Source organism: Allobosea sp. LjRoot90, from assembly GCF_964254315.1.
GTDB lineage: Bacteria > Pseudomonadota > Alphaproteobacteria > Rhizobiales > Beijerinckiaceae > Allobosea.
This window is the reverse complement of the sequence record NZ_CAXUTF020000005.1, coordinates 13,291-40,028: the sequence shown is the minus strand read 5'-3', so window position 1 is coordinate 40,028 and position 26,738 is coordinate 13,291. Positions and strand designations below refer to the sequence as shown.

At 65.3% G+C, this 26,738-nt stretch carries 25 protein-coding genes; 1 reads left to right on the top strand and 24 read right to left on the bottom strand.

Going from position 1 to position 26,738, the window contains the following annotated elements:
* Window positions 1-2: 2 nt before the first annotated feature.
* The 12 genes from ACSQ3M_RS18725 to ACSQ3M_RS18670 form a co-directional block, all read right to left on the bottom strand.
* A complete protein-coding gene (locus tag ACSQ3M_RS18725; RefSeq protein ID WP_436151588.1) occupies window positions 3-470 on the bottom strand; it encodes a DUF4381 domain-containing protein in 468 nt (155 codons plus the stop codon).
* Entirely contained in the window at window positions 467-1,468 is a 1,002-nt protein-coding gene (locus tag ACSQ3M_RS18720; RefSeq protein ID WP_436151587.1) for a DUF58 domain-containing protein, read from the bottom strand. The genes ACSQ3M_RS18725 and ACSQ3M_RS18720 overlap by 4 nt, the downstream gene beginning before the upstream one ends.
* Before the next feature lie 10 nt (window positions 1,469-1,478).
* Window positions 1,479-2,465 (bottom strand): AAA family ATPase, encoded by a 987-nt coding sequence (locus ACSQ3M_RS18715; protein ID WP_436151586.1) that lies wholly within the window; start codon window positions 2,463-2,465, stop codon window positions 1,479-1,481.
* Between the two features lie 184 nt (window positions 2,466-2,649).
* Window positions 2,650-4,278 carry an arylsulfatase gene (locus ACSQ3M_RS18710; RefSeq protein WP_436151585.1) on the bottom strand — a complete coding sequence of 543 codons (1,629 nt, stop codon included), beginning with the start codon at window positions 4,276-4,278 and terminating at the stop codon, window positions 2,650-2,652.
* Between the two features lie 127 nt (window positions 4,279-4,405).
* A complete protein-coding gene (locus ACSQ3M_RS18705; RefSeq protein WP_436151943.1) occupies window positions 4,406-5,326 on the bottom strand; it encodes a formylglycine-generating enzyme family protein in 921 nt (306 codons plus the stop codon).
* Between the two features lie 44 nt (window positions 5,327-5,370).
* A complete protein-coding gene (locus tag ACSQ3M_RS18700) occupies window positions 5,371-6,354 on the bottom strand; it encodes an HAD family hydrolase (protein ID WP_436151584.1) in 984 nt (327 codons plus the stop codon).
* A 56-nt stretch (window positions 6,355-6,410) separates the two neighbouring features.
* Complete coding sequence (locus ACSQ3M_RS18695; RefSeq protein WP_436151583.1) at window positions 6,411-7,442, bottom strand: DUF1254 domain-containing protein; 1,032 nt, start codon at window positions 7,440-7,442, stop codon at window positions 6,411-6,413.
* A gap of 17 nt (window positions 7,443-7,459) precedes the next feature.
* Window positions 7,460-8,911, bottom strand: coding sequence for a DUF1254 domain-containing protein (locus ACSQ3M_RS18690; RefSeq protein WP_436151582.1), 1,452 nt, complete (start codon window positions 8,909-8,911; stop codon window positions 7,460-7,462).
* Between the two features lie 174 nt (window positions 8,912-9,085).
* A complete protein-coding gene (locus ACSQ3M_RS18685) occupies window positions 9,086-10,309 on the bottom strand; it encodes a DUF1214 domain-containing protein (RefSeq protein ID WP_436151581.1) in 1,224 nt (407 codons plus the stop codon).
* Window positions 10,310-10,518: 209 nt separating this feature from the next.
* A complete protein-coding gene (locus ACSQ3M_RS18680; protein ID WP_436151580.1) occupies window positions 10,519-12,114 on the bottom strand; it encodes an arylsulfatase in 1,596 nt (531 codons plus the stop codon).
* Window positions 12,115-12,254: 140 nt separating this feature from the next.
* Entirely contained in the window at window positions 12,255-13,133 is an 879-nt protein-coding gene (locus tag ACSQ3M_RS18675) for a hypothetical protein (RefSeq protein ID WP_436151579.1), read from the bottom strand.
* A gap of 39 nt (window positions 13,134-13,172) precedes the next feature.
* Window positions 13,173-13,418 carry a hypothetical protein gene (locus ACSQ3M_RS18670; protein ID WP_436151578.1) on the bottom strand — a complete coding sequence of 82 codons (246 nt, stop codon included), beginning with the start codon at window positions 13,416-13,418 and terminating at the stop codon, window positions 13,173-13,175.
* Window positions 13,419-13,597: 179 nt separating this feature from the next.
* Between ACSQ3M_RS18670 and ACSQ3M_RS18665 the strand changes: the two genes are divergently transcribed.
* The gene (locus tag ACSQ3M_RS18665; RefSeq protein WP_436151577.1) at window positions 13,598-14,608 is read left to right on the top strand and encodes a SphA family protein; all 1,011 of its coding nucleotides are present in this window, start codon (window positions 13,598-13,600) and stop codon (window positions 14,606-14,608) included.
* Window positions 14,609-14,783: 175 nt separating this feature from the next.
* Here ACSQ3M_RS18665 and ACSQ3M_RS18660 read toward each other — a convergent pair whose 3' ends face one another.
* The 12 genes from ACSQ3M_RS18660 to ACSQ3M_RS18605 form a co-directional block, all read right to left on the bottom strand.
* On the bottom strand, window positions 14,784-15,287 hold the full coding sequence (locus ACSQ3M_RS18660) for a hypothetical protein (RefSeq protein ID WP_436151576.1): 504 nt from the start codon (window positions 15,285-15,287) through the stop codon (window positions 14,784-14,786).
* Window positions 15,288-15,376: 89 nt separating this feature from the next.
* Window positions 15,377-15,958, bottom strand: coding sequence for a hypothetical protein (locus ACSQ3M_RS18655; protein ID WP_436151575.1), 582 nt, complete (start codon window positions 15,956-15,958; stop codon window positions 15,377-15,379).
* Window positions 15,959-16,144: 186 nt separating this feature from the next.
* A complete protein-coding gene (locus ACSQ3M_RS18650; RefSeq protein WP_436151574.1) occupies window positions 16,145-16,564 on the bottom strand; it encodes a hypothetical protein in 420 nt (139 codons plus the stop codon).
* A 322-nt stretch (window positions 16,565-16,886) separates the two neighbouring features.
* Window positions 16,887-17,192 (bottom strand): hypothetical protein, encoded by a 306-nt coding sequence (locus ACSQ3M_RS18645; RefSeq protein WP_436151573.1) that lies wholly within the window; start codon window positions 17,190-17,192, stop codon window positions 16,887-16,889.
* Window positions 17,193-17,241: 49 nt separating this feature from the next.
* Entirely contained in the window at window positions 17,242-18,759 is a 1,518-nt protein-coding gene (locus ACSQ3M_RS18640) for an aspartate ammonia-lyase (RefSeq protein ID WP_436151572.1), read from the bottom strand.
* A 45-nt stretch (window positions 18,760-18,804) separates the two neighbouring features.
* The gene (locus ACSQ3M_RS18635) at window positions 18,805-19,485 is read right to left on the bottom strand and encodes an orotate phosphoribosyltransferase (RefSeq protein ID WP_436151571.1); all 681 of its coding nucleotides are present in this window, start codon (window positions 19,483-19,485) and stop codon (window positions 18,805-18,807) included.
* On the bottom strand, window positions 19,482-20,777 hold the full coding sequence (locus ACSQ3M_RS18630) for a hydantoinase/carbamoylase family amidase (protein ID WP_436151570.1): 1,296 nt from the start codon (window positions 20,775-20,777) through the stop codon (window positions 19,482-19,484). Before ACSQ3M_RS18630 ends, ACSQ3M_RS18635 begins: the two co-directional genes overlap by 4 nt.
* Window positions 20,774-21,736 carry a dihydroorotate dehydrogenase gene (locus ACSQ3M_RS18625; RefSeq protein WP_436151569.1) on the bottom strand — a complete coding sequence of 321 codons (963 nt, stop codon included), beginning with the start codon at window positions 21,734-21,736 and terminating at the stop codon, window positions 20,774-20,776. Before ACSQ3M_RS18625 ends, ACSQ3M_RS18630 begins: the two co-directional genes overlap by 4 nt.
* Window positions 21,733-22,572 carry a dihydroorotate dehydrogenase electron transfer subunit gene (locus tag ACSQ3M_RS18620; RefSeq protein WP_436151568.1) on the bottom strand — a complete coding sequence of 280 codons (840 nt, stop codon included), beginning with the start codon at window positions 22,570-22,572 and terminating at the stop codon, window positions 21,733-21,735. The genes ACSQ3M_RS18625 and ACSQ3M_RS18620 overlap by 4 nt, the downstream gene beginning before the upstream one ends.
* A 16-nt stretch (window positions 22,573-22,588) precedes the next feature.
* Window positions 22,589-23,836 carry an MFS transporter gene (locus tag ACSQ3M_RS18615; RefSeq protein WP_436151567.1) on the bottom strand — a complete coding sequence of 416 codons (1,248 nt, stop codon included), beginning with the start codon at window positions 23,834-23,836 and terminating at the stop codon, window positions 22,589-22,591.
* 470 nt (window positions 23,837-24,306) lie between these two features.
* Entirely contained in the window at window positions 24,307-25,227 is a 921-nt protein-coding gene (locus ACSQ3M_RS18610) for a helix-turn-helix domain-containing protein (RefSeq protein WP_436151566.1), read from the bottom strand.
* Window positions 25,228-25,418: 191 nt separating this feature from the next.
* On the bottom strand, window positions 25,419-26,555 hold the full coding sequence (locus ACSQ3M_RS18605) for a branched-chain amino acid ABC transporter substrate-binding protein (protein WP_436151565.1): 1,137 nt from the start codon (window positions 26,553-26,555) through the stop codon (window positions 25,419-25,421).
* Between the last annotated feature and the right edge of the window lie 183 nt (window positions 26,556-26,738).

Here is a 26,738-nt window from a genome sequence, read left to right as displayed (position 1 = left end):
CGTCACGCCTCCACTGGCAAGCGGCCGCGCTGGCCATGAAGCCAGGATCGGGCCTGGGCAATGATCTCGCCCGAAGCCGGGCGGGCTGCGGCGGGCGCGCCAGCGATCGCGACCGTCAGAGCATCGATCTTCAAGTCGTCCGGCGCCGTCTCGGCAAGGAATGCGCTCCAGCCCTGGCCGGTCAGCGACGCCACGCGCTCGCGGCCATGGGCGACGAGTGCGGCGCGCTTCAGCACCGCCGAGATGGCCTCGGTGGTGACCGGCCCGGCGGCAAGCACATCGAGCTCGACCGTCGCGGCGCGCAGATAGGCGTCGGTGCGATAACGCGACCAGCTCCGCCAGCCCAGCACCGAAAGCGCAGCCAATCCTGCACAACCGACGATCCAGACCCCGGCCGCCGGCGGCCAGAACGGGGCCGGCGGCGGCAAGGCCAGATCGGCGAGCCTGCTGAGATCGCCCGGATCGCTCATGGCGGGCTCGCACCGCTGGCATTCGCAATCTGCTGTGCCCGGCGCTTGCCGATCAGCTCGCGCAGCTGGTCCGCCACGTCGCGCGCGGTCGAGATCGGCAGGACCGGAATGGCCCGGCTGCGCGAGAGCTGAGCCAGCCTAGCGCGCCACGCCGTGCGCTCGCCGGCAAAGCTTTTCCGGAGCGCCGGCGCCGAGGCGTCGATCTCGATCTGGGCGCTCCCGGAACTGAAGGTCGCCTGGCCGATATCGGGCAGCTCCTGTTCCAGCGGGTCATGGACGAAGATCGCCAGCACATCGTTATGAGCGCAAAGCCTGGTGACGAGCCGCGTTGTCTCGTCGTCCTCGCCGGCTGCGTCCGAGATCAGGCAGATCAAGCCATCATGGGCGACCATCCGGGCAGCCGCGGCCAGCGCCTCGTTGAGCCGGCCTGCTGCGCCGGCCCCGGCCGGCTTCGCCAGCGCGGCGTTCTGCCGGACGACCTCGGACAGCACCCTCACCACGCCCTGGTCGCGCGCCTGCGGCTTGATCGCGACAAGGTCGTGATCGCCGAAGACGACCGCGCCGACACGGTCGCCCAGCGAGGTGACGCGCCAGGCCGCCAGCGCCGCAGCCTCGGCTGCCACGACCGATTTCATCGCCCGCTGGCTGCCGAAGAACATCGTGCTGCGCTGGTCGACCAGCAACAGCACCGGCCGGTCGCGTTCCTCCGAATAGACCCGGACATGCGGGCTGCCGAGCCGCGCCGTCGCCAGCCAGTCGATCGTGCGGATATCGTCACCCTCGAAGTAATGACGCAGTTCCTCGAAGTTGAGCCCGCGTCCGCGCAACCGCGAGGCATGGCGCCCGGCGAGCAGGCTGTGCACGGGCTGGCGCGGCAGGAAGCTGAAGCCGCGCGCCCGGTGCTTGAGACGCAGCAGATCGTCGAGCGTCACAAAGGCGCGCGCACCGCCATCGGAAACGCCGCGCTCCGCCCTCGATCTCTCCCGGATCAGCGCCATGGTTTCCTCGCTAGACCGCGACCGCGACCTGCCTGATCACTTCGTCGAGCACCGCATCGGCGCTCATCCCATCGGCGCCGGCCTCATAGGCCAGCGAAATCCGGTGCCGCAGGCAGTCATGCGCCACAGCCTGAACGTCCTCGGGCGTGACGAAATCACGCCCCTGCAGCCAGGCATAAGTGCGCGCGCAGCGATCCAGCGCGAGTGAGCCGCGCGGGCTGGCGCCGATCGCGATCCAGCTCTTCAGCTTGTCGCCGAATTCGGCCGGCCGCCGCGTCGCGGCGATGAGCGCGACCATATAGCTCTCGACGACATCCCTGGTCGTCACCCGGTCGATCTCGGCGCGCGCCGCAAAGACCGTTTCCTGCGGGATTTTCGCGGGCGATGGCCGCGGATTGCCGGAAGCAATCGCGCTCTCCGAGCGGACCAGCCGCATCACCTTCACCTCGTCGGCGTCGGACGGGTAGTCGATGCGGATATGCATCAGGAAACGATCCATCTGCGCTTCCGGCAGCGGATAGGTCCCTTCCTGCTCGATCGGGTTCTGGGTCGCGAGCACCATGAACAGCGGTGGCAGGTCGTAGCGCTTGCCGGCGACGGTGACGTGGCGTTCCTCCATCGCCTCGAGCAGGGCCGACTGCACCTTGGGCGGCGCCCGGTTGATCTCGTCGGCGAGGATCAGGTTGCCGAAGACCGGCCCCTTGCGGAATTCGAAGGCCCCGTCCGGCCGCAGGATCTCGCCACCGGTCACGTCGGAGGGCAAGAGGTCGGGCGTGAACTGGATACGGCTGAAATCGGATTCGAGGTTCTTCGACAGGCTCTTGATCGCCCGCGTCTTGGCGAGGCCCGGCAGTCCCTCGAGCAGGACGTTGCCATTGGCGAGGAGCGCGATGACGATGCGCTCGACCACCCGCTCCTGCCCGATGATGTCCTGGTTGATCCGGCTCTGGAGCTCCCGGACAGCGTCGCGCGGCGTGGTCGAGACTGTCGAATCCATCGGGTCACTCGTCTAGGGACGCGAACGAAAGCCAACATGGCGGGTGGAGATATCAATCGGTTCGGCATGGCCAGCGGCAGGGCGCTAGCCCACAGCTGCTGACGGGAGAGCTCTATGCCCGGCAGCAGCAAGTTCCTGCTGACCGCCTAAAGACAGCGCGCGGGTTTGGAAGTTCGCTCCGTCGTTAGTTTCCGCCTTTCGCCATCGCTTCGACCTTCTGCATCACCTCGTCGAGATTAAAGCTGGCCGGTTTCTGGCGCGGCGGAAACTCCCTGAAGCTCTGGAGCCAATTGGCAGCGAAGGTCTGCATCGGCACCTGCACGAACGCCCGATCCGCCATCCACTTGTTGTACAAGATCGACTCGTCCCCTCGCTCGAAGGGGTCGGAGCGCAAGTTGAAGAGCTTGGGCAAGCGTAGAGTGGTGAACTGCCCCTGCCAGACGCCGATGCCCTTGTTGTTCTGCTCGAGGAATACCGCTTTCCACGCCTCGTAGCGTATCGCGACGAGCTGGCCGTCGTCGTTCCAGAAGATGAACTCCTTGCGGGGCGTCTCCTTCACCTCGCCCTTGAAGAACGGCATCAGATTGTAGCCGTCCAGGTGGACCTTGAAGGTCTTGTTGCCGATTTGAGACCCCTTCAAGCACTTCGCGACGATATCCGGATCGCCACCGGCGGCCGCGAATGTCGGGACCAAGTCGTAGTGCGAGAAGGCTTCGTTATAAGTCGTGCCGGGCGGGATCGTACCTGGCCAGCGGATGACCATCGGGACGCGATAGCCGCCCTCCCAGTTGGTCGCCTTTTCGCCCCGGAACGGCGTCGTGCCGCCATCCGGCCACGACATCACCTCGGCGCCGTTGTCGGATGTGAACAGTACGATGGTGTTATCGGCAACGCCGAGGTCTTCGAGCTTCTTCAGGAGCTGCCCGACATAGCCGTCCAATTCCACCATGCCGTCCGGATACGGCCCGAGCCCGGTCTTGCCTTGCGATGCTGGCTTCAGATGCGTCCACACGTGCATCCGCGTCGGATTGAAATAGCAGAACCAGGGCTTGTTTGCCTTGTGCTGACGATCCATGAAATCGAGCGCGGCACCAAGGAATTCCTCATCGACCGTCTCCATCCGCTTGGTCGTGAGCGGTCCGGTATCCTCGATCTTGCCGTCCGACGAGATCTTGAGGACGCCACGCGGACCGAATTTCTTTCGGAATTCGGGGCTCTTCGGATAGTCGGGGTTTTCCGGCTCCTCCTCGGCATTGAGGTGGTAGAGGTTGCCGAAGAACTCATCGAAGCCATGAGCGGTCGGCAGGAACTCATCCTTGTCGCCGAGATGGTTCTTGCCGAACTGGCCGGTGGCATACCCGAGCGGCTTCAAAAATTCGGCAACGCTGGGATCTTCGGCGCGCAAGCCGATATCGGCACCGGGCAGCCCGACCTTCGTGAGGCCGGTACGGATCGGCGATTGTCCCGTGATGAAGGCGGCTCGCCCGGCGGTGCAGCTCTGCTCGCCGTACCAATCCGTGAACAGCGCGCCTTCCTTCGCGATCCGGTCGATATTTGGCGTCCGGTAGCCCATCATCCCGTGGTTGTAGGCGCTGACATTAAACCAGCCGATGTCGTCCGCCATGATCATGAGGATATTCGGCTTGCGACCGGCGGTTGAAGTTCTTGGCGCCGGTTGCTGTGCCTGCGCCGTTTGGGTCGGCTGGGCGAGGGTCGAAGCCGCGAGCGCCGTCCCGCCAAGCAGGAGACTGCGGCGATCGACATTTGCCCCACCGCCCGGGGCTGAGCCGAAGCCTGGATGATCGCTACCCATGATCGCCCTCGATTCAGCCCTGAGCTGAGGCAATGCCGCACGCGACGAAGCCGGTGCCCGCCCGACACGGAAGGCTTGCATGTTCGCTCGCGACTTCTGAAGGCTGTAACCGTTACGGCCTGCCCCGTCAGGGAGTGGCACCGCGCACGACACACCGAAAGCCGACATGGCTGGTCGAGGTGTCGACGGGTTCGGCATGCCGGGCCGCCGGGCGGTAGCGCCGGCAATAGGCGGGCGCGCAGAGATGCGAGCCGCCTTTCAGGACCTTGCGTGCGATACGGATCGCCGGCTGACGCGGATCATAGCTCTCGGCTTCCGGGCCACCGCGCGGGTTCTGCGGCACGCAGCAGGCCTTGGGCGCGTCGCCTTGATGGCGCACAGACCAGAAGTCGGAGGTCCATTCCCAGACATTGCCGATCATGTCGTAGAGGCCGTAGCCATTGGGTGGGAACGCCCCGACCGGCGAGGTCCGGGCGTAGCCGTCCTCCTTGGTGTTCTCGTGCGGGAAATGGCCCTGCCAGATATTGGCCATGTGGCGCCCATCCGGCGTCAGCTCGTCGCCCCAGGCGAACTCCGCGCCTTCCCTCCCGCCCCAGGCCGCGAATTCCCATTCCGCCTCGGTCGGCAGCGACTTCCCGGCCCAGGCGGCATAGGCCTCAGCATCGCGATAGGCGACATGCACGACGGGATGGTCGTCGAGGCCCTTGAGCGAGGAGCCGGAGCCATAGGGCTTGCGCCAGGTCGCGCCGAACTTGAAGCTCCACCATTGCGACCAGTCGCGCAGGTCGACCGGGTGCGTCGGCGGATCGAACATCAGTGATCCGGCGCGCAGCATGTGCGGCAGAGCTCCCGGATAGTCTTTTGGGTCGGGCGTGAGCTCGGCGAAGGTGACGTGTCCCGTCGCCTCGACGAAGGCGCGAAACTGCCGATTTGTCACCGGCGTCTCGTCGATCCAGAACCCGTCAACACTGGCGCGGTGGCTCGGCGCCTCCTCGGCGTAATGATGGTCGGAGCCCATGCGGAAGCTGCCGCCCTCGATGCGACGCATGCCGGTGGCGAGAGCGGGCTTGTCCAGCACGTGATCCTCTCCGTTCATTTGCTGGCCGGAAAGACCGTCTTCCAGTCGGTCTTCATATCGACGACCGTCCAGCCCTTGGCTTTCGCCTCGTCGAGTGCCTTGTCGAGCTTGCCGATCTTCGAGGTCCGATCATAGGCCCATTCGCGCTCGGCGTCGGTGTGGTGAACGATCAGGGCAAGGCGCGCGCCCGAGCCCGCCGCCGTGTATTGCAGCATCTGCAGGTCCCCGTCGGAATTACCGAAGGCGAGGATCGGCCGCCGGCCGATGAAGCGGTTGATGCCGACCGGCTTGCCCGGACCGTCATCGACGAACTCGACCTTGCTGTCCTTGAAGAGCTCCGGCCTGCCATCGCCGCCGATGCGGAACTTTACCACGCCGGTCGAGCCAATGACCTGCTCGGGCGGGATGCCATAGGCCTTCTCGGCAAAGACGCGCATGAACTCGACGCCGCCGCCGGAGACGATGAAGGTCTTGAAGCCGTTGGTGCGGAGATAGGCGAGCAGTTCGAGTTGCGGCTGGTAGACCATCTCGTCATAGCGCCGCTGCTTCGAGGGGTGCCGCGCCGAGGCCAGCCAGTTGGCGACCGCGGCGGCGAACTGGTCGGTGGTCATCCCGGTATGCGTCGCGGCCATGATCTGGAGCAGGCCTTTCTCGCCCGAGGCGGCAAGGCCTTTCAGGTCCCGGGCGAGAACCGAGCGGAAGGGCTCCTTCGTCTTCCAATCCGGGTTCTGCACGGCCAGCCGCTTGACCTCGTCGAAGGCGAACTGGACCTGGAAATACACCGGCTGCTCGGCCCAGAGCGTGCCGTCATTGTCGAAGGTGGCGATGCGCTCCGCCGGCTTGACGAAATCCGGGCCGCCCTCGCGCGTCACCTTAGCAACGAAGTCGACGATTGCCTGCTTGCTCTTGCCGTCATTCCAGGACGGCAGCGGATCGGGCTGCGCCGACGCACCGAGGCTCCAGCCCGACAAGCCAGTAAGCAGGAGCGCTGCGACCATGGTACGCCGGCTCAACATCCAAACCTCTCTCGGAAACGGGTTGGAGCCGCCGGGCATCACGATGCCGGCTGCAGTTGCGGGAAGCTCCATTGGCCGTTCAGGATCGCGGCGCGCGGGCGGTAGAGCCGCACGGTGTAGTTCCAGCCCGGCACGGTCGGCAGGCAGTTGGGAACCTTGCCGTCGCAGCCGCCGAACTGGATTGCGATCGCACCATCGGCGCTCTTCTTCGCGGTCAGGTTGTTGAGCGAATACGCATCATAGGGGTTCTTCTGAAAGTAGCCCTCGGCATTATAGACGCTGACCGACCAGAAGCCGTTGACCGGCACGTCCTTGACGACGAGCTTGTAGACCGCCTTGCCGTCGTTCCCGCTCGGCGTGACGTTGAGATAGGTCGCGTCCTTGTCGGGATTGCCGCCCCAGCCCGTGGCGGTGCCGACCAGGTGCCGGATCGGATCGACCTCCTTCCTGGTGCCAAAGGCCTTGTTGAAGCTCGGGATCGTCGAACCGAGCGCCAGCAGCGCGTCACGGACCTTCTTCTGGCTGGCCTGATCCCAGTTGGGGGCCTGGAACGTGCCGGCGCTCTTCTGGCTGACCTTGATGGCGTCCTGCAGGACATGGACCTGCTGGATGTCTTTCGGATCGGCCGGATCGGCGAGCGTGCGGACCGCGGTCGCGACGTAGCGCGTGCCGACCTTCTTCCTGTCGATGGTGTAGGTCCCCGCGCCATAGACCACCATCGGCGTATAATGGTCCTCGCTGATCACCTGCATCGACATGAAGCGCTTGCCCGCATCCGGCAGGGTGATCGTCACCGGCCCGGCATCCAGATCGAACACCGCCGCCGAGTAGAGCGTGTCGCGGTTGAGCCGGATGACCGTCTGGTTGTCGATCGCGGCCGGCTCGCGGCGGTGCAGGAATTTCCCGAAGCTGCCGTCCTTGGCCATGTTGCTCATGTAGAGGTCGGTTTCGGCGCGCACGAAGTTGTCGACGCCGACCGGCGTCGCTGCCCCGCTTGTCGTTTGCGCCTGGGCCGCGCCGGCTCCGGCGATGGTCAGGGCGAGGACATGGATGGCGTATCTGGTGAGCATGATGCGTTTCCTTCCCGTCAGACCGCGCGCGTCAGAGGCGGCGCTTTCCATTGTCCGTTCAACGCCGCCTGCTTTGGCCAGTACAGGCGCATCACCGCGAAGAACGGTCCTTTGGGCGCGGGGAGCCAATTGGCCTCCCCGTCCTTCCCCGGCGAGTCATTCTGGACACGGATCGTGATGCCGCCGTCCGGGTCGCGCTTCAGCGACTGCAGCATCGGCGAGTTGATCAGGTAGCGGTTGATGGGATTGGCGTAGAGCAGGCTCGCCGGCAGCTCGTACATGGTCAGCGACCAGAAGGCGTTGACCGGCGGCAATTGGCCCGGCGCGAAGCGCAGCACATAGCGGTTGGCACCCGCGAGCGGCTGCTTGGCGGCGTCGATGAAATAAAGCGGATAGATCGCTTCGTCCTTCGAGTTGCCGTAGATTCCGAGCACCGCCCCGGACATGCGCGCCATATAGTCGTTCTTGAGAAAGGCGCGCGTGCCGAAGCCGTCGGCGCTGGTTTTCTTGCCGGTATCGAGCACCGTCGCCTTGTATTCGGCGAAGGCCTTCCAGGCATCGGCCATGCCGTCCTGCAGGGCCTGGCGCATCTCAGGCGCGAGCGTGGCAGCGTCGAACGGCTTGCCGGCACCGATCCCGATCCTGGCGAAGCGCGTCAACGTCGCTCGCTCGGACGGATGGGGCGGGCAGAACTGCAGGAGGAAATTCAGGAGACCGAAGAACTCGAGCGAGTTGCGCTCCTGCTCGGGGCCGAGCGGCTTTGCGAACGACACGGTGGGCGCGGCTGCGGGCGCTGGCTGGCCGAGGAACTGCGAAAGCGGCTGGACCTTGTAGCCGGCCTGGACCGCCTTGACCTTCTCGATATCGGCCGGATCGAGAAGCTGAGTCCGATAGAGCACGAAGGCGAAATCGGTCTCGCAGCGGATCACCGACTTGATGCCCTTGGGCTTGCGGCCATTCCAGGCCGGCCCGGCGAGCAGATGGCTGCCGGCGCCGTTGCCGGTGGCCCGGCTGCCGACATAGGCGAAGTCGAAGGTGTAGAGGTCGATGAACTGCAGCGAATAGTAGCGCCCCTTCTCGACCGCCGGCACGGTGAAGACGAGTGGTTCGGCCCGCAGGTCGGCACCGACATAGGAGTAGGGCGTGTCGGAGTTCGGTGTCTGGATCGCCTTGTCCTCAGGCGTATAGACCCGCGCATTGTTGACCAGCGTGTTCCAGGGCGCCTTGTACTCAGCGCCGCCGCGGTCGACGAAGTACGAATGCTGGATGCGGTAACTGTCGACCATGGGAAAGCCGTAGATCATCGCCTCCCTGGCGATGGCGCGCGCCTCGCTCGCCGATGGTGTTTGCGCGCTGGCCGGAAGCGCCGTGACGCCGCCGGCCGCCAGCAGACTTGCGGCACCGAGCACGACCTCTCGCCGGTTCAAGCCGGTTCCCGCGATCCGCGTTGATATCTGTTTGCTGCTCATGGCCGCCCTCGCTCACAACGCGACACACCGACCGGCACAGCAGTGCCACCCGTGGTCTGAGCCAAAGCGCCGAAGGGCAGCGCAACACACGAGATCAGAAGTCCAAGATGCCTCACGGCTTTCTCCATTGGCCGCAGTTGCCGGGCCTGGCGCAGGCCCGCCGATGGGTTTGCGTTACTTGACCGGCGTTACCGCCGCGGGCTGCCATTCCCCCTTCTTGACGATGTCCTTGGGGACATAGGTCCGGAAGGTCAGCGAGAACGGCTTGCCCTCCTGCGCTGGCAGCCAGTTGGTTTCGGCCACGCCAGCGACCGGCCGCGGCCCGATCGCGATTTTCAGCGACCCGTCCGGCTCGCTCTTCAGCGGCGAATAAGTGTTGAAGTTGAAGCGATTGAGCGAGTTCGGCACGACGCGGTAATCTGGCACGCCGACGAGGATCACCGACCAGTAGGAATCGACCGCGGCCTGCGGCAACCGGTCGGCCGGAAAGTGCATGACGTAGCTGCCGCTGCCGTTCAGCGGCTTCTCGTCGGAATCCCGCGTGGCGACGAAATACATCGCTTCGTCCGACGCGTTCGCCCAGATGCCGGCAAAGTTCGCAGTCGTGCGAAGCCAGTGGTCCTTGCCGTAGTTTCCGAGGCTGGCGCCGCCGACCCAGTGATTGCGATAAGGCGCGCTCTTGGTGAAGGCGTATTCCTGGAAAGCCGGCACCACCTTCTTCAACTGGGCGTCGACCGCCGCCCGCGCGTCCTTGCCCGACGCGGCATAGTTCGCCACCGCACGAGCCTTCTGCTGCATTTCGGCGGCATTGGGAGCAACGTCGAGCGCACTGGCAAAGGTCGCGTCGAGCTTGTCGAAGATCTCGACGCCAATCAGGTCCTTGTTGCCGAACATCGGCATGGCCGGCGGCTTCGCGATGACCGGCCTGCCGAGCGGCGTGGACTTGAAAGCGTGCTGCAGCTTCACCGCGCCATCGGGATCGCCCTTGAGCTCCACGCGTGCCAGCATCTTCGCCTTGCGCGAATGCAGCGTGATTGGCGTGGCTCCCGCCGGGATTCTCGGCGTTGAGCCAGGCGCAACCAGAGCGAACTTCCCGAACGGTTTCGAGCCAAAGGTGCGATTGTTGATATTGACGACGACCTCGCCCCACTCGTCGAGGATCTGCGCCGTATAGTAGCGGCCTTTGACCTCCGGCACCTTGAGGATGACCGGCGTCTTCTCGTCGACCGCGAACCAGGCTTCGAGGTAGGCGACGTCGAAGTTCGGGTTGGCGAAATCCGCGGAGCCGAGCGGGTTGTACTTGATCTTGTTGTAGGCGAAGCCTTCGCCCTTGCCGTCGATCTGCTCCTGCCGGATCACCAAAGCGCGGCCGAGAAGATAGACATAGGCGTCGGCCACGGTCTTTTCGTCCGGAGCAACGGGCTTCTGGGCGGCCGCGGGCCAAACGGCGACGGCCATGGCCAGTGCGAAAGCCGCACCGGCAACAAGCCATCGTTCGGCGAAGCGTGTGGTCACATTCAGCAGAGTCCCGCGAATACTGCTCATGATCACCCCTGGTCAGAGAGAACCGGCCGGCGCGAGCGCCGGCCGTATTGGCAAGAACAGCGCTACTTCGGCGCCGCCTTGGCGGCGTTGGCCTTGATCTTGGCTTCGACGTCACGCGCGACCTGGTCGATCGAGAAGCTCGGAGCTTCCTGGCTCGGCGGATACTCGATGAAGGTCTCGAGGAAGCCCGCTGCTTTCGTCACCAGCCAGCCGGCGAGATAGACGTTGTCGACGAGCCAGGCATTGTACTGGTCCGAGACGATGTCGGCTCGCTCGAACGGGTCCATGCGCAAATTGAAGATCTTGGGCACGCGCAGGCAGACGAAGGGCTCCTTCCAGACGTCGAAGCCGCCCGGATACTTCATCTCGCAGAAGACGGCCTTCCAGTTCTCATGCCGATAGGCAACGAGAACGCCGTCATCGTTGAAATAGGCGAACTCCGTGCGGCTGCCCTTGGGCTGCTGCCCGGTGAGGTAGGGAAGCTGGTTGTAGCCGTCGAGATGGACCTTGAAGGTCTTGCCCTCGACAGGCGTGCCCTTCAGCAGGCGGTCCTTGATGTCGATGTCGCCGGTTGCCGCGAGCAGGGTCGGGAACCAGTCGAGCCCCGAGAACATCTCGTTCGAGACCTCGCCTGGCTTGATCCGGCCCGGCCAACGCACCATCGCCGGCACGCGGAAGGCGCCTTCCCAGTTCGAATCCTTCTCGTTGCGGAAGGGCGAGGTCGCGGCGTCCGGCCAGGAGAAGCGGTTCGGGCCGTTGTCGGTGGCGTAGACGACGATGGTGTTGTTAGCGATGCCGAGATCGTCGACCGCCTTCAACAGCTTGCCGACATCGGCGTCGTGCTCGAGCATGCCGTCGGCATAGTCATTGCCCGGCATGCCGCTCTTGCCCTTGTTGGCCTCACGGATATGCGTGAACACGTGCATGCGGGTGGTGTTCATCCAGGTGAAGAACGGCTTGTTGGCCCGGACCTGGCGCTGCATGAAGTCGATCGCGCCGGCCGTGGTCTCGTCGTCGATGGTCTCCATCCGCTTCTTGGTCAGCGGCCCAGTGTCCTCGATCTTGCCGTCGGCCGAGGCCTTGAGCACGCCGCGCGGCGAAGCGGCCTTGACGTAGGCGGCGTCGTTCTTCGGCCAGTAGGGCCGCTCGGGCTCCTCTTCGGCGTTCAGGTGGTAGAGATTGCCGAAAAATTCGTCAAAGCCGTGCCGGACGGGCAGATACTCGTCGCGATCGCCGAGATGGTTCTTGCCGAACTGGCCGGTGGCGTAGCCGCGCGCCTTGAGCGCCTGGGCGATGGTGATGTCGCGATCCTGCAGACCGACCGGTGCACCGGGGATGCCGACCTTGGTCAGGCCGGTGCGCTTGGGCGTCTGGCCGGTGATGAAGGAGGAGCGCCCGGCGGTGCAGCTGTTCTCCGCGTAATAGTCGGTGAACATCATGCCCTCGCGGGCGATCCGGTCGATGTTCGGCGTCTTGTAGCCGACAAGCCCCATCGTATAGGCGCTGATGTTCGACTGGCCGATGTCGTCGCCGAAGATCACCAGGATGTTCGGCCTTGCGGTATTGGGGCTCGGCGCTGGCTGGGCCTGCGCCGGCATCGCCGACAGGCCCAGGCCCACCGCGAGTCCGACTGCGGCGAGGAGTTGATGGCGTCGCATGAGACACTCCCGGTTTCGGATCGCCGCCGGGGTGTTGCGCGTCTTCAAGACCGCAAACCTGGGCGCGCAAGGCCGAGGTTTGCATGGGGGTCTGGCTGGCTTAAGCCTGTAACTGTATCAGCAACGCGGGACAGCCAGCGTCAGCGAACCGCGAGGGCTGCGGTGATCGACTTCGCTGCATCCTCGGCCAGTTCGTCGATCAGGTCGAAGCACGGCACAGCCCTGACGACGTAATCACGGAAATTGGATGCCAGCACTTCACCGTTGCGCAGATCGCTGAAGCGCCAGGAATAGCGCCGGCGCTCGGCCATCGGACGCACCGCGATATCGAGCGAATAGGTTTCGCCGGGATGCGCAAAGAGGTCGCGGATGGCAACCGACGCTGCGCTGTGCTCGGCCGGCGGCACGACGAGCGTCTTGCAAGATGCCTTGCGCAGCAGCAGGAGCAAGGCGTCGGTGAAGAGCTCGCCACGCAATTCCGCCTCGGGATCGGTGCGGTCGGTGTGGTCGTGGATGACCACCGCGGCAGAAACGTCTGCGCTCGCGATCTCGGCCGCTCCTGCGGTCGCCGCCAGTTCGGGCGACCAAGCGAAGCTCGGCACGTAGCCGCCGCGCGGCATCGCAATCCTGATGCGATCCGCAGCGCCGGCGCCCTCATAATACGCCGTCAGCGCCGACCGCAAGCGCGTCGCCTCGATGCGGACGATCGGATCGACCGTCGGATCGAAACTATCGTCACGGCCGAAGACGTCGACACCGATCGCATAGGCTTTGATCCGGTCCGCACGGCCTTCGATAGTCTGTGTTACCACGAAAGACAGAAATCGCCGGTTTCGTTCGGACAATCGCAAGGCATCGTTCGCAACTAACGTTTGGAGAGCCGTAAATATCTCACCAGGTGGCGGCTCGGCATCGCGAGCTGAAACACTTCCGTCCATTGCTCCGCCTCCAAAGCCTGGACCAAAAAACATCATTCGCCGATCAAGGTAACAGTGACGCAACCATAGATGGTTTGGCAAGCTGCATCACGCACCTGTCGCCGGTCGGGGGCGACGAGGTTAGGAAATCCTTTCCAGAATATCCTGTTCTGTCGCGGATGCGAGGGCGTTGTATTCCTCGGTGCGCTGGTTTCCGATCGGCGCCGGGGACTTCGCCCAATAGGCGGCAGCCTCGCAGGCGGCTTCATAGGCCTCGCAAAGCTCGACCAGGCGCGGATCGCGGGCGCATTTTTCGCGCAGCTCCGCGCGCCGGCTCGGCCAGCGGAGCATGAGACGGGCAAGCCCGCGTCGTTGCGCGTGTTCCATAGTCGCTGTCCACTGCATGCGTGGGGCGCATGGAAAGCATACGGTGACGAAGCCCTGTCGGATGCAGCCGTAACGGTTACGCTCCCCTGGGAGCATGAAGACCAAGATGTTTACCTCTTCAGCTTGACGCTCCCGGCCAAATCAGCTGACGCTTCGGCGTCACGCGCGGGAGGCGGATCATGAAGCGACTAGGGGCCGCTCTCATTGGCGCATCTGCCTGTCTCGGCGGAAGCCTGATCCATACGCCGCTCGCCGCGACCGAAGGCGGAGCGAGCCTTTATATTTCGGGACTTCGCGGCCCCACGGCCGGCATCGTTCCGCCGCCCGGCTTCTATTTCGAGAACGATTTCTACTCTTACTCCGGCCGCCTCTCGGCCCGGACGCAGACCCAGTTCGGCGGTGCCGTCCTCTCGAACGTTAAGGTCGAGGCCAGGGTCAACTTCATGACCCCGACCTGGGTCACGCCGCTCGAGATCTTCGGCGGCAACCTGGGTTTCGCCGTGTCCATTCCCTTCGGCACGCCGCGGATCAGTGCCGGTGCGCTGATCGCAGCGCCCCGGCTTGGCCGCGCCTTCGGCGTGAGCCTGCGCGACGCGACCTTCAATATCGGCGATCCCGTCGTGTCGAGCTTCATCGGCTGGCACGCCGGCAACTTCCATTGGCAGGTCGGCACCTCGGTCAGCATCCCTGCCGGCGCCTACCAGGACGGCGAGCTCTCGAACGTCGCCCTGAACCGCTGGGTCGGCGATGTCTATGCCGCGGCGACCTGGCTCGACCCGAAGATCGGCCTCGATATCTCGGCCGCGGCCGGCTTCGAGATCAACGGCAAAAACAAGGACACCGACTATCGCAGCGGCAACGCCTTCCATGCCGATCTCGCGATCAGCCAGTATCTGAGCAAGGAGCTGTCGATCGGCGTCGTCGCCTCGCACTACCAGCAGGTCAGCGGCGACGGCGGCAGCGGCGCCTCGCTCGGCCCCTATAAGGGCCGGGTCACTGCGGTCGGCGGCACTATCGGCTACAGCTTCAACGTCGCCGGAACTCCGGTCTCGGCGCGCCTGAAGGTCCTGCGCGAGGTCAGCGTCGAGAACCGTCCGCAAGGCACGATCGCATTGGTCAGCCTCGCTTTCCCCCTGGGGCATGTACCGGCCCCTGCGCCGCCACCGGAGCCGAAAGTCGTCAAGCACTGAGATGCTTTGCTCGTGGCGCCACTCTTGGCTCCAGCGCTGGAAGCGACAGGACACTCCAGCGACCGGCCACGAAAGCTGGTGCCTTGGACAAATCTGCAGCGCCGGTAGTCGACGGCCAGGTGAGAAGGCGTGAGCCCAGGATCGCCCGCAGCCGCCAGGGTGTGTTATGCCCGGCTCAAGGCGGGCAGACGTCCCAGAAGCCCTGCGTACGCTGCGCGTTGGTGTAGTACCAGCAGTAGCCCGGTGCCGGGGGTTGCGAATTGGCATAGGCCGATGCAGCCGCGGCCGTCGCGAAGCCGATCGCCGCTCCGGAAGCGATCGCTAGTCCGGGATGCCACCAATAGGCGGCCGGGCGGACCCAGGGCCCCACTGGTCGATAGCCGGGGCGTACGACGGCACCTCGACCGGCGACGATGTTCCCCCTTGGCCCGCGGGCAACGTATCCCCTGCCCGCAACGGCGCCGCGCGGCCCGCGCGCGACATAGCCCCGCCCGGCGATGGCACCGCCCCTCGGTCCGATCGCGACACCGCCTCGAACCGCGCCTCTGCGGAATTGTGCCGGCTCAACGAATTCAGGCGCGGCGAATTTGATCGGTGCGACGACCATTGCCGCGGAAACTTGCTGCGGCACAGGCAGGGCGACAAGCAACGCGGCAGATAAGATACCGATCAGCTTCATGGGTTTCCTCCTTTTGCCAGGTCTCGACTCGGATCCGGCCCTTTGCAGGTCGCAAACGGGATACCGGGCAGGCAGAGCCGCCCGGAGCACTAGTTGAGAACGATGTGGAAGGCCTCGGCGAGGCTGAGGTCGACCATATCGCCTCTCTTCAGCCTTTGCAGTTCTGCCCTGATGGCCGGGTCGGCCACCGTGAGCGAGCGCGGGCCGAGTGGGCCGACATAGCTCACGACATTGTTGGTCGCGTCGAACCGCTCGAACCTCGCGGTCACCGTGACGGCACGGACCACGTATTTCTCTGGCAGATTCTGGAATTGCGGCTCGCTCGCCGCTTCCGTGTAGGTGATGGCAGGCCGGGCGCCGCGCTTGCCCCGCCGGACATCCACGAGCACGCCTTCGACCCGCCTGATCTCGACCATGTCGCCTTCGCGAAGATTCTCGAGGTTTCCGAAGATCGGCGGAACCTCGACGCGCCAGGTGTTGCCGCGCTGTTCGACGACAACCGAGCGAGCGGGGCGGTCGATCGATACCACGCGGACATTGAGGCGCTCGACCTCGACCGGACCAACGCCGGCGACGATGACAGTTTGGCTGGTGACCTCGGGATAGGTGGCGCAGCCTGCTGCTCCCACCGCGATCGAAACGGCGAAGATCACGCCGATATGTCTCGACATAGAAACCTCCTATCTCAGATGTGTCCGGTTTTAAGCTCGGCGTCAGTCATGCCGATTTCAGCCTGCTCAGTTCGGCCAGATCTCCAGACCGAACGACTTCGGGGTCATGCCTCCTTTGCTGACCTGACCAGCCTTTTGAGCCGCCAGTGATGCGAAGCGCGATGGCCGCACGCAGCAGTCAGCATCTCACTTGTCGCAGCGGTGATAGGTCGTCTCGACCTCCGGGAAATCCGGATCGAAACGCACGAGATCGCCATCGGGCTTGAAGCGGACCGAGACACTCACCGTCTCGAAGATGATCTCGGTCTCGCAGCCAAGCAGGAACGACGACACATCGCCCTTCTGCTTCGAGGAGATCAGGTCACAGCTCGCATGGGAGCCGCGGACATGCTTGCCCGTCGCGATGAAGCCGGACCAGCCCTCGGCCGAGCGCTTGTTGAAGACCAGACGGCCATTGCGCTTGGCGAAGACCTGGTCGCAGGTCGCGGCGCTGGTCGCCCAGGCACCTTGCAGGCGCTCGGGCGAAGCCAGGGCCGGGTACCCGGTGGCGATGGCAGCGAGGGCCGCCACCAGCGGCAGTGCCCATCCATTCTTGCCTTGTCTCATGATCCACCCGCTCGATCACTCGCTCGGCGTCATCTCCTTGCGGCGAGGGACGCAGATGTCAGTCTCGGACGGATCGGCGCAGGCCGGAAGCGGAGCGCGAGCGGTAACTGTTACACTCGTCAAGCCGCGGTCGCCGACCGGAGCTGCTTGTATCCAGCCAACCGCGGCTAGCAGGGGGAAATTCACGCCCGTGGGCACTAGAGCCGGATGATTTCAGTTGGAATCGCAAGGCGATGCTAACTGAAATCTGAATCCGTCTCTCATCAAAGAGTTAGAGCAGGATTCTTGCGAAAAACCGGTTCCCACTTTTTAGCATCCTGCTCTAGGCGAGTTCGCTGGTCCCGATCCGGTTGAGCAAGGCGAGATGATCGGACGGGCCTGCACAGCCCTGACCGACGGCCTTCTCCAGTAGCTCCGTCAGCTGGTCGAGCGCGCGTCCGGCCACTTCGGCCGAGAGCGGCTGACCGTGATAAGCGTCGGCGAAGCGGCCGGCGAGATCGGCGAGCAGGCGCAGGAGCGCGGCATGCTCGGGCTCGGTGGCACGCAGTGCCAGCGCCCGATCCTGGAATTCGACATAGGTGCGAAGGCTGCCCTTCTGCTGCAGCAACCAGTTCAACAGCTCGTTCATCGTGTCTCTCTGAGGTGGAGGTCGTGTTCGTCGCGGACCCAGGGCGGGATCAGGCGCGCGACGGAGTTGGCGGTCTGGCGCGCGACGGCGCCGTCATTGCGTCGATGCGCAGCAGCTCATCGAGCTCGGCGCGCGTGAGCAGCCCCTCCTCGAGGGCGATGTCGGCGACCTTGCGCTTCTCGGCGAGGGCACGCTTTGCGAGGCGCGAGGAGGCCTCGTAGCCGATGGCCGGCACAAGCGCCGTGACCAGGCCGATCGAATCCTCGACCAGCGCCAGGCAGCGCTCGCGATCGGCCTCGATGCCGGCGACGCAACGCGTCGTCAGCGTCGTTACCGCCGCGGTGAGATGGCGCAGCGAGGAGAGCAGGCAATAGCCGATGGTCGGCTCGAAGGCGTTGAGCTGGAGCTGGCCGCCCTCGGCGCAGAGCGTCACGGTGAGGTCGTGACCGATGACCAGGTAAGCGACCTGGTTGACCACCTCGGGAATGACCGGATTGACCTTGCCCGGCATGATCGAGGAACCGGCCTGGACCGCCGGCAGGCGGATCTCGCCGAAGCCGGCGCGCGGCCCGCTCGAGAGCAGCCGCAGGTCGTTGCAGATCTTCGAGAGCTTGACAGCCACACGCTTGAGCACCCCGGAGAACAGTACGAAGGCGCCCATGTCCGAGGTCGCCTCGATCAGGTTCGTGGCGGGCACGAGCGGCAGGCGCGCCGAGCGCGCGAGTTCCTCGATGGCGAGCGCCGCATAACGCGCATCGGCGGTAATGCCGGTGCCGATCGCGGTCGCGCCGAGGTTGACCTCCCGGAACAGGGCAGCAGCTTCCCGCAGGCGCGAGACATCCTCCTTGATCGTCGTGAAATAGGCGTCGAATTCCTGGCCGAGCGTCATCGGCACGGCGTCCTGGAGCTGGGTGCGGCCGATCTTGAGCACATCGGCGAACTCGACCGCCTTCGCCTTGAAGGCAAAGGCGAGCTCGTCGAGCGCTGCGATCAGGGGCTCGGTCGCGAAGATCACCGCCAGGCGCAGCGCCGTCGGATAGGCGTCGTTGGTCGACTGCGCCATGTTGACGTCGTCATTGGGATGGAGCGCGTCATAGTCGCCCTTCGGCCGCCCCATCAGCTCCAACCCGACATTGGCCACGACCTCGTTGGCGTTCATATTGGTCGAGGTTCCGGCGCCGCCCTGCACGGCATCGACGACGAACTGGTCATGGAAGCGGTTTTCCCTGGCGATCAGGTCGCAGGCGCGCTCGATCGCATCCGCCTTCTCCGCCGGAAGATTGCCCAGGCGCCGATTGGCGCGGGCCGCGGCCTGCTTGACCAGCACAAGCGAGCGCACCAGCTCGGGAAAATGGCCGATGGGCACGCCCGTGATCGGAAAGTTCTCGACCGCACGTAGCGTGTGGATGCCCCAATAGGCGTCCGCGGGCACGTCGGCCTCGCCGAGCAGATCATGCTCGGGGCGGGTCGAAACCTCGGCCAGCGCAATGGTCTGCGTCGTCGCGACTTGCACCGTACCCGGGCGCGAAGCATCCGGTTGCGGAGCGGTTCCAGCGTCGTCGGCCATGCCAGATTCCTTTCGACGTCCCGCCATCGCAGGTCGCTCCCTGCTTTAGGTCCGAACGGCGAGGCTAGCGCGGCCGCCATGACGGGTCGACCAGGCCACCGGATCGGCCAGGAAACGCTCGATCTCGGCGCGATCTTCCAGCGCGAGACCCTGGCTGGCCTCAGTGCGCAGCACGTCGCCCCATGTCGCCAGGGCGTGAAGGGTCAAGCCGGCCTCCTTTAGCCGGGTGCCGGCACCGGGGAACACGTCGTGATAGAAGATGGTCAGCACATGCTGGACATCTGCCCCGGCCGCACGCAGGCCGCGGGCGAAATTGAGCTTGCTGCCGCCATCGGTGGTGAGGTCGTCCATCAGCAGCACGCGCAAGCCCTCGACTGGCCCGCCCTCCACCTGGGCGTTGCGCCCGATGCCGAGCGGGCGCTTGCGGACATAGCGCAGCTTCAGGGCCAACCTGTCGGCGAGCCAGGCGGCAAAGGGGATGCCGGCCGTCTCGGCGCCGGCGATCGCGTCAAAGCTGCCCGGCGCGAAGGCCTCGCCGGCATAGCGGGCAGCAAGCTCGCTAACCGCTTGGCGCAGCTGCGGATCGCCGAGCAGCAGGCGGACATCGACATAGACCGGGCTCGCCCAGCCAGCGGCCAGGATAAAGGGCTGCTGGCGGCTGACATGGATGGCGCCGGCCCTGAACAGGAGCTCTGCGACCTCGCGGCCGATCTCGTTCGCGCTCATCGCACCGCCTCCCTGATGGCGTCCCGCATCACCGCGACCCCGGCGAGGAAATCGTCGATCGCCATCGCCTCATCCGGATTATGCGAACCGTGCTCGTTGCGCACGAAGATCATCGCACTGGGGATGCCGGCATTGGCGAAGACCGCCGCATCATGGCCGGCGCCGCTCGGAATCTCCTCGTCGGGCAGGCCGAGATTGCGCGCGGCCGCCTTGAGCCGTGCGATCCAGTCGGCATCCATCACTGCGGGAGCGGATTCGAGCCGGCGGTCGACGCGGAACGCGACCCCACGCTCCTCGCCGACCAGGCCGCATTCGGAAAGGAACAGGTCGTAGAAGGCCTCTAACGTCTCGCGGCTCTGGCTCCGTATCTCGAAGGAGAAGCGCACCGTGCCGGGAATGCGCGCAATCGCGTGCTCCTGCGGATCGGTGCCGAGCACGCCCGCCGTTATGACGACGTCGCGGCCGCGCTCCAGCAGCGTGCGCCAATGCCGGTCGAGATGGGTGATCAGCTCGGCCGTGGCGAAGACCGCATCGCGCCGGAGCCAACGCGGCACCGCGCCTGAATGGCCGGCTTCGCCGATGCATTCGACGGTGCGATGCCGGATGTTGCCCCTGATGCCGGTGACGATACCAATTGGCAAATCCCGCGCGACCAGCACCGGCCCCTGCTCGATATGCAGTTCGATCCAGGCCGCGACGGTGGCGGGGTCGAGCAGTGGCTCGGCCCTCTCGACGCGGGCCATGTCGACACCGACGGAGGCCATGCACTCCGCGAGAGTCCGCCCGCTCGCATGATCGCGCACGGAAAGGTCGGCCGCCGAGAGTTTCCCGAACAGGGCGCTGGAGCCCATATAGGCCTTGCCGAAGCGGGCGCTCTCCTCGCCGCGCAGCCCGTAGACCTTGATCGTCCGGCGCGGCACGAAGCCCTCGTGCTTGAACCGGGCGAGGATGGCAAGACCGGCGATAACACCGGCCGCGCCGTCGAAATTACCGCCTTGCGGCACGGAATCGAGATGCGAGCCGCAGGCGAGGAAAGGCAGCTCCGGCTCGCCTCCCTCAAGCGTGACGACGAGGTTGGCGCCGGCGTCCCGCTCCGTCGCGAGGCCGAGTTCGCGCGCCTTCGCCTCGACGATGTCGAGCGCCAGCGACTCGCGTTCGCTATAGGCTTCGCGGGTGATGCCGACGCCATCGCCCGTCGCTTCGCGCAGGGCGTCGAACAGCGCCTCGGAAAGGGCGCGGTCGCCCTCGTCACCGCTGAAGACATTGCGCATCTCGGCAGGCTGCGCCGTCACGAGACCGGGTCCAGCCAGGCGAGATCGGGCTCGTCCGCCTCCTCGATGACGACGCCGCGGACCAGATCGGTGACACGCGGAATCTCGCGATGCAGGCAGAAGCTCCTGAGCCCGTCGATGATCGTCGTCATCGCCGCTGGCTGCAGGAAGGTCGCGGTGCCGACCTGCACCGCGCTGGCGCCGGCGAGCATGTATTCGATCGCATCCTCGGCGGTGGAGATGCCGCCGCAGCCGATCACCGGGATCTTGACCGCCTTGGCGCATTGGAAGACCTGGCGCAGCACGATCGGCTTGATCGCCGGCCCCGAGAGCCCGCCCATGATATTGCCGAGGCAGGGCTTGAAGCTCTTCAGGTCGATCGCCATCGACAGGATGGTGTTGGCGACCACGACCGCATCCGCACCTGCGGCCTCGGCCGCGCGCGCCACCTCGGGCACGTCGCCGGTGTTGGGCGTGAGCTTGACCCAGAGTGGCAGGTCGGTCGCGGCCCGGAGCAGGCGCGTCACCTTCTCGGTCGATTCTGCCCGCATCGCGAAGGCCTTGCCGTCCTCCTCGATGTTCGGGCAGGAGATGTTGGCCTCGATCGCGGCAACGCCGGGGATCGAGAGTTCCGCCGCGAGGCTGGCGAAGCCCTCCGCCGTCGGCGCCGAGATCGAGACGACCAGCGGCGTGTCGTAGACCGCGTAATGCGGCATGATCTTCTCAATGAAATAGGGCACGCCCTTCGAGGGGATGCCGATGGCGTTGATCAGCCCGCCCGGCCGCTCGACGACGCGAGGCAGCGGATTTCCGGCGCGCAGCTCGCGCGTGATCGTCTTGGTGACGAAGGCGCCGAGCCGGTTGAAGTCCATCACCTTCTCCAGTCCCTCGGCGAAGGTACCGGACGCCGGCATCACCGGATTTCGCAGGTTAAGCCCGCCAATCGCGACGGAGAGGTCGATATCGGACGTCATGCTCATGGCAGCGCCTCCATCAGATCGAAGACCGGGCCGTCCCAGCAGACGCGCCGGTTGACGATCTCGCCATTCACGTTGAAGTCGCGCACGCAGCAGTAGCAAAGCCCGATTCCGCAGGCCATTTGCTGCTCCATCGCGACCTGGCCGGGCAGGCCGAATTCACGCGCGAGACGCTGTTGCACCCGCATCAGGCGGCTCGAGCCGCAGGTGAAGAAGGCATCGCAGCGACCGTCGGCGATAAGACGGCGCAGGATGCGTTCGACATTGGCAGGGCCGCTTGTGGAATCGGCATCGGTGACGGCGATGACGTCGGCACCATGGCGATGGAAGAGATCAACGGAGACGAGGAGGTCGGGCCGCCTCGCGCTGAAGACCGCCGTTACCTGCGTGCCATTGGCCTTCGCGGTCTTGGCGAGCGGGGCAAGCGTCGCCAGCCCCGCCCCGCGCCCGATCGCGACGATGTGGCGCCAGCCCGGATCCAGCGTGAAGCCGACGCCGAGCGGCCCCATGATGTCGAGCCGGTCGCCGGGACGGAGCGTGTCGAGCCCGCGCGTGCCGGCGCCGGTCACCTTGTAGAGGAATTCCACCTGGCGCTTGTCTGGATCGGCGCCGTAGAGGCTCATCGGCCGGCGCAGGAAGGGCTGCTCGCCCGCCGGCTGCGGGCAGAGCAGCTGGAAGAACTGCCCCGGCTGCGCCCGGGCCGCCTCTTCGCTGCAATCAACCACAAGGTGCCGGTACTCGGCATTCACAGCCTCGTTCTGCACGACCTCGGCGAGCTCGGCGACGATGCTCGCCTTCCATGGTGCGGCCGCCAGGGACTGATCGTGCTGGATCGACATGACGATGCCCTTGCCTTCAGGCGAGCTCGGCGCCACGCCGCTCCGGAATCAGGAGCCACATGGCGATTATGTCGAGCAGATAGAGCGTCGCCAGCAGCGCGATCGCCATCTCGAAGCTGTAGGCCGCCGCGATCGTCCCGACGACGAGCGGACCGAAGCCGCCGACGCCGCGCCCGATATTGAACAGGACGTTCTGTGCCGTCGCACGCGCCGTCGTCGGGAAGAGCTCGCTGATCAGCGCACCATAGCCGCCGAGCATGCCGTTGACGAAGAAGCCCATCACCGCGCCCGCGATCAGGAGCTGGAAGGGGTCGGTCAGCCGCGAATAGACGATGACCATCACAGCGGCGCCCAGCATATAGCCGAAGAAGGCCGGGCGGCGCCCGATGCGGTCGGCGATATGACCGAAGGCATAGATGCCGACCGCCATGCCGGCAATGGTGACCGAGGTCCAGACCGCAGACTGCGTCAGGGCGAAGCCGAAGCGGGTCGCCAGATAATTCGGCAACCAGATCATCACGCCGTAATAGCCGAAGTTCTGGACCGAGCAGAGGACGACCATGCCGAGACTCAGCTTGGTGGTGTCCCAGTCCTTGACCAGCAGGCGCAGCGCCGACTCCTTCGGCCGATCCTTGCTGCGGGCGACGAAGACTTCCGGTTCGTGCAGCGAGTGGCGGATGAAATAGGCCGCGACTGCCGGCAGGATGCCGATGGCGAACATGCCGCGCCAGCCGATCGTCGGCAGCAGAATCGGGGTGGCGATCGCCGCCGCCAGCACGCCGACCTGCCAGCCGAGACCGACATAGGACGAGGCGCGCGCCCGCTTCGAGGCCGGCCAGGCCTCCGCGACCAGGGCCATGCCGATGCCGAATTCGCCGCCGAGGCCAAGGCCGGCGATGGTGCGGTAGATCAGGAGATCCCAATAGCCCTGCGCCAGCGCGCACATGCCGGTGAAGACGGCGAAGAGGACGATCGTCCAGGTCAGGACGCGGACGCGGCCGATACGGTCCGAAAGCATGCCGAAGCCGATGCCGCCGAGCACCGCGCCGATCAGCGTGGCGGAGACGAGCGAGGCGGCCTGGCCCTGGGTGAGCTGCAGATCGGCGGAGATCGTCCGCAGCATGAAGCCGAGGATCAGCAAGTCGAAGCCGTCCATGGCATAGCCGATGGCGGCGCCCCACAGGGCCTTGCGGGCCTTGCTGTCGACCTCGGTCGGAGCGGAAATGGCGATGGAGCCGGTTATGGCTGCCTGGTTGTCACTCACGGCAAATTCCCCCGTTTTGCTTTTTTCGTTGCGTGCTGAAACGCAAATAGATCGGCGCGCGCGTTCCGCGCGCCGCTGCCGGCCCGGTCAAAACCATTGAAGTTTGGGCGTCCGCCCACTGTTCTCAGGACGCCCGAATGCGTCTCTTGGCGGCCGAAGGATCAATCTCGGCCGCGGAAAATCCCGTCTGCGCTGGGCAAGCCCAACGCCGCTTCTCAGTCACCTATCTCACGATAAAATCTCAATTGCAATACTAATCTCAATTTTGCGACAAGAGAGATGACAAGGCAGCTCGCGGGCTTGCGAGACAGCCTGATCGATGGACCGAGCTGGCTCATTCGCGCGCCGCGAAGGGGCCGCGTCGTGCAGACTGGAAGATATCGAGGTGAAGCTGACTCCAGATCGGGAGCGGGGCCTGTTGGCGGATGACAAAGGCAACGCCTTCGATCCGACGACCCGGAGCTGCCCCGTCAGGCGATCTCTGATGTTTGATTTCGCGCAGACCGCGCGATCCCCGAGCGCTCGATGGCGGCCCGCAGCACCGCTCCGGCCTCGCTGCCCTTCAAGGCGCGGCGCCAAAGGTCGTTGGCGATCTCCTCGTAGAGACGCACCGGTTCCTCATCCGCGGTCAGCATCGCGATACCCGACCGGATATTCGGCAACTCGCCGCCCAGGCGAAAGGGACTCAATCCAAGCAGCGTCTTTTCCGAGGTGCGGAACAACTGGAACGTGATGTTCGGCAGCGTCTCTTCGATCAGGCCGATTTGGACCCCCATCGGCTCGCTCTCGATCAAGCCGATCAAGTGCTCGATCTCGGTTCGTGCGGCCAGACGCCGCCGGGTCAACTCGCTATCCGGCAGGTTGAACCGGCCGACGACGCCGAGCTTGAGCCAGCGTTCGATCTCGAGGACGTTGACGAAATTGACGACACTCAGCCGGCGCCGTTTGCGCGCCCGCTTGCGATCATCGAGGATCGCGATGATCGCGTCGATCTCTGCAATCGCCTGCTCAGGCTCCGCGATATGAGACGGAAGCGCTTCGATGAGAGTCTGCCGCAAATAGCCGGAGTAACCGTCCGAGGTCAGCAGATAGGACAGCGGCGGGAAGTGGGCGATGACCTGGTCCGCCTGCTCCTCGATCTGCCGCATCCGCTCGAAATAGCTGATCGGGCTGGAATAATATTCAACGCCGGCCCCGAGCAGCGAGGCAACGGTCGTCTCCAGCAGGACCGCCAGCCGTTCCAGGGTTTCGATCTTGACGACGCCGCCGCCTTCGATCCGGTAGACCGCCGCCCGCGAGATTCCGAGCCGCTCGGCAACGTCTTCGGCCAAAAGCCTCCGCCCCAGGCGGTAGGCTTTCAGGCGTTCACCGATTTCGTCGAACCGGATCATCAAACCTGCCTGGGGATCTGCCGAATCTCACAATGCCATATCAGATACAGCGCTTTTCGACTCGGCGCGAACGCCGGTTGACCGGGAGAAGATCGCCAAAGAAAAGGGCTCGCGTCGTCCGCGAGCCCACTCCGAAGTCATCAATGATCATTCGGCGCAGCCTGAGAAGCTGCCCCAGTCGCGGGCCAGGATCAGTAGGCCGCCCAGGCGCCGTTCTTCACCGTGCGCAGTTCGAGTTCGACCGGCAGCTTGGTCTGGCCGTTCTCGTCGAAGCTGGTGTGACCCAGCGCACCGTCATGCTGGGTTTCGCGGATGGCCTTGGCGATCGCGGCCTTGTCCTTGGTGCCGGCCTTCTTGATCGCGGCGATCAGAATGTTCGCCGTATCATAGGCGTTCTTGGTGTAGGTCGTCGACGGCTCGGCGAACTTGGCGGCCGCATAGTCGTCCCTGAGCTTGGCGACCTGCGGATTGTCCTTCTCCTTCGCGATGCCGACGATCGTGCCCTCGGCGGCGGCGGCGGCGATCTTGATGAAGGCCGGATCGTGGAAGCCGTCGACGCCGATCATCGGCTGCTTCATGCCGAGCTCGACCATCTGCTGGCGCACCAGCCCGGCTTCGGTCACGACACCGCCGAAATAGATCGCATCGGGAGACGCGGCCTTGATCTTCGTCAGCAGCGCGCGGAAGTCCGTCGTGCCGACGGGCGCGGCCTCGGTGGCGATGATGCTGCCGCCGGCCGCCTTGTAGAACTTCTCGAAGTTCTGGGTGTTGGCCGCGCCGTAATCGCTGGTATCGGAGACGATCGCGATCTTCTTGCCGACCTTCTCCGCCGCCCATTTGGCCAGTGGCTCGTTGGTGTTCACCAGCGTGGTCGCGACGCGCGAGACCATCGGATTATTGCGCTCGGTGATCTTCGGCGAGATCGCACCCCAGACGATGAAGGGCACGCCCGCACGCTGGAACACCGGGATCGTCGCCAGCGCGACACCGCTGTTCCAGTGGCCGGCCGCGGCGATGACCTGCGGGTCGTTGGTGAGCTTGATCGCGGCCGAGACGCCGGTCTGCGGATTGGCGGCGTCATCGAGGATGACCGGCTCGATCTTGAAGGGCAGGCCGGAGGCATTGGCCTGGTCGATCGCGAGCTGGAAGCCGTTGCGGGCCGACAGGCCCTGCTGGGCGTTGCCGCCGCTCAGCGGGCCGATGAAGCCCAGCTTGATGGTTTCCTGCGCCATGGCGGTGGTCGACGCCAAGGCGAGCGCCGTCCCGACGATGGCCGCGCGCACGAACGCGCCCAGGGACTTCTCTCCGGTATTCGGGTTGAAAGGCATGATCCCCTCCTCAAGGAATTGGATGTGTCCGGCTCCGTGAGCGTCACCGACGACATCGTGGCTCGACCATCTGCCCTTCAGGAAACCTGAAGCAAATCGGATATTTTGCGCCCAGAGCTTCGGTTTTGCCGAAGCAGGCCTCCCGGCGCCCCATAGGCCGGCGAATGACGGGCGAGCCTGACT

What these genes read in the sequence shown, in the direction of transcription:
- ACSQ3M_RS18605 (WP_436151565.1), bottom strand. Translation starts at nt 26,555, where the DNA reads ATGCCTTTCAACCCGAATACCGGAGAGAAGTCCCTGGGCGCGTTCGTG.
- ACSQ3M_RS18670 (WP_436151578.1), bottom strand. Translation starts at nt 13,418, where the DNA reads ATGGAACACGCGCAACGACGCGGGCTTGCCCGTCTCATGCTCCGCTGG.
- ACSQ3M_RS18645 (WP_436151573.1), bottom strand. Translation starts at nt 17,192, where the DNA reads ATGAACGAGCTGTTGAACTGGTTGCTGCAGCAGAAGGGCAGCCTTCGC.
- ACSQ3M_RS18720 (WP_436151587.1), bottom strand. Translation starts at nt 1,468, where the DNA reads ATGGCGCTGATCCGGGAGAGATCGAGGGCGGAGCGCGGCGTTTCCGAT.
- ACSQ3M_RS18700 (WP_436151584.1), bottom strand. Translation starts at nt 6,354, where the DNA reads ATGGTCGCAGCGCTCCTGCTTACTGGCTTGTCGGGCTGGAGCCTCGGT.
- ACSQ3M_RS18725 (WP_436151588.1), bottom strand. Translation starts at nt 470, where the DNA reads ATGAGCGATCCGGGCGATCTCAGCAGGCTCGCCGATCTGGCCTTGCCG.
- ACSQ3M_RS18705 (WP_436151943.1), bottom strand. Translation starts at nt 5,326, where the DNA reads ATGCGTCGCATCGAGGGCGGCAGCTTCCGCATGGGCTCCGACCATCAT.
- ACSQ3M_RS18680 (WP_436151580.1), bottom strand. Translation starts at nt 12,114, where the DNA reads ATGCGACGCCATCAACTCCTCGCCGCAGTCGGACTCGCGGTGGGCCTG.
- ACSQ3M_RS18710 (WP_436151585.1), bottom strand. Translation starts at nt 4,278, where the DNA reads ATGGGTAGCGATCATCCAGGCTTCGGCTCAGCCCCGGGCGGTGGGGCA.
- ACSQ3M_RS18660 (WP_436151576.1), bottom strand. Translation starts at nt 15,287, where the DNA reads ATGAAGCTGATCGGTATCTTATCTGCCGCGTTGCTTGTCGCCCTGCCT.
- ACSQ3M_RS18650 (WP_436151574.1), bottom strand. Translation starts at nt 16,564, where the DNA reads ATGAGACAAGGCAAGAATGGATGGGCACTGCCGCTGGTGGCGGCCCTC.
- ACSQ3M_RS18715 (WP_436151586.1), bottom strand. Translation starts at nt 2,465, where the DNA reads ATGGATTCGACAGTCTCGACCACGCCGCGCGACGCTGTCCGGGAGCTC.
- ACSQ3M_RS18640 (WP_436151572.1), bottom strand. Translation starts at nt 18,759, where the DNA reads ATGGCCGACGACGCTGGAACCGCTCCGCAACCGGATGCTTCGCGCCCG.
- ACSQ3M_RS18620 (WP_436151568.1), bottom strand. Translation starts at nt 22,572, where the DNA reads ATGTCGATCCAGCACGATCAGTCCCTGGCGGCCGCACCATGGAAGGCG.
- ACSQ3M_RS18625 (WP_436151569.1), bottom strand. Translation starts at nt 21,736, where the DNA reads ATGAGCATGACGTCCGATATCGACCTCTCCGTCGCGATTGGCGGGCTT.
- ACSQ3M_RS18695 (WP_436151583.1), bottom strand. Translation starts at nt 7,442, where the DNA reads ATGCTCACCAGATACGCCATCCATGTCCTCGCCCTGACCATCGCCGGA.
- ACSQ3M_RS18690 (WP_436151582.1), bottom strand. Translation starts at nt 8,911, where the DNA reads ATGAGCAGCAAACAGATATCAACGCGGATCGCGGGAACCGGCTTGAAC.
- ACSQ3M_RS18610 (WP_436151566.1), bottom strand. Translation starts at nt 25,227, where the DNA reads ATGATCCGGTTCGACGAAATCGGTGAACGCCTGAAAGCCTACCGCCTG.
- ACSQ3M_RS18655 (WP_436151575.1), bottom strand. Translation starts at nt 15,958, where the DNA reads ATGTCGAGACATATCGGCGTGATCTTCGCCGTTTCGATCGCGGTGGGA.
- ACSQ3M_RS18665 (WP_436151577.1), top strand. Translation starts at nt 13,598, where the DNA reads ATGAAGCGACTAGGGGCCGCTCTCATTGGCGCATCTGCCTGTCTCGGC.
- ACSQ3M_RS18635 (WP_436151571.1), bottom strand. Translation starts at nt 19,485, where the DNA reads ATGAGCGCGAACGAGATCGGCCGCGAGGTCGCAGAGCTCCTGTTCAGG.